The following is a 910-nucleotide window of genomic DNA, read 5'->3' as shown; positions in this document are numbered from 1 at the left end:
GGCTGTTGAAGAAGCAGGGGCTCGCGCCGAAGCGCATGATCACCGACTAGCTGCGCTCGTATGGAGCGGCAAAGCGACAGGTGATGCCGGACGTCGAGGCACCGGTCGCACAAGGGGTTGAACAACAGAGCGGAGAATTCCCATGTGCCGCCGCGAAACGGGAGCGGATGATGCAGGGGGTCCGATCGCCGGGAGGCCTGCAACGCTTCGTCTCGACCTTGTCAGCCCTCCGCAACCTCTTCGTCCCGCCCCGCCCCAAACGTTCTGCTCTCGCCATACATGTTCATCGCCTGCAAGCCATCGCCGAATGGAAGGCCGTGACTGGAACGCCCGCATGAATTCTGCAGCAGCAGCCCTCGGCCGGCAACGGTGGGAGGCCGCTGAGCCTCATCCGCTTCGATGAGAGCGGCGTCGGCGGGTTCTGTCGCAAACTTTTCGGAAAGGTCATTTGCTGCAGAAAAATGGCCTGCGGCATCGATCGCGACGAGCACTGAAGTCGATCAGAATCCGCAAGAGCCAGTATTTCAATAACCGGGCTCGAACACATCTCAACCGGTGAAAAGGTTCTCGAAGTCCGCGAGGCCCCCGCGGCGGCCATCATCATGGACGCGCTGCGGCACCTCGAAACCGCTTCCCTTGGCGTCGGATCAATCGTGTTGAAGCAAGGGCTTGAGCAAGCCTGGTCCCAGGAGGCGGTTTCAGGTGCATGGGGCAGTACTATTCACAAGAGGTGCGAACGGGCCATAGCGTGCGCACTCGAGGGCGTCAGCGGGAGCGTCAGCTACATAGTCGATAACACGCGCTTTTTACCTCGATCTCGGCTCGCGACGATGGATTGCTAACGGCGAACTCATGCTGGTCGGCAAGGCGATACTGGCTGGAGCATCAACTCGGCCGACGAGAGTGGCCC

General features: G+C 61.0%; 2 protein-coding genes and 1 pseudogene. 2 read left to right on the top strand and 1 reads right to left on the bottom strand.

The window, feature by feature from the left end:
* Positions 1-338 (top strand): annotated as a pseudogene (locus NKI72_RS35235) (DDE-type integrase/transposase/recombinase); the annotation flags it as partial.
* On the opposite strand, the gene NKI72_RS35230 reads toward NKI72_RS35235, so the two are convergent.
* Complete coding sequence (locus tag NKI72_RS35230) at positions 222-491, bottom strand: hypothetical protein (protein ID WP_352451831.1); 270 nt, start codon at positions 489-491, stop codon at positions 222-224. The pseudogene NKI72_RS35235 and the gene NKI72_RS35230 overlap by 117 nt on opposite strands.
* A gap of 30 nt (positions 492-521) precedes the next feature.
* Between NKI72_RS35230 and NKI72_RS35225 the strand changes: the two genes are divergently transcribed.
* On the top strand, positions 522-842 hold the full coding sequence (locus tag NKI72_RS35225) for an adenine nucleotide alpha hydrolase family protein (RefSeq protein ID WP_352852289.1): 321 nt from the start codon (positions 522-524) through the stop codon (positions 840-842).
* Positions 843-910 lie beyond the last annotated feature (68 nt).

The sequence above is a fragment of the Mesorhizobium sp. M0437 genome (assembly GCF_040321335.1).
Classification (GTDB): Bacteria; Pseudomonadota; Alphaproteobacteria; order Rhizobiales; family Rhizobiaceae; genus Mesorhizobium.
This window is presented reverse-complemented; position numbering and strand designations above follow the sequence as displayed.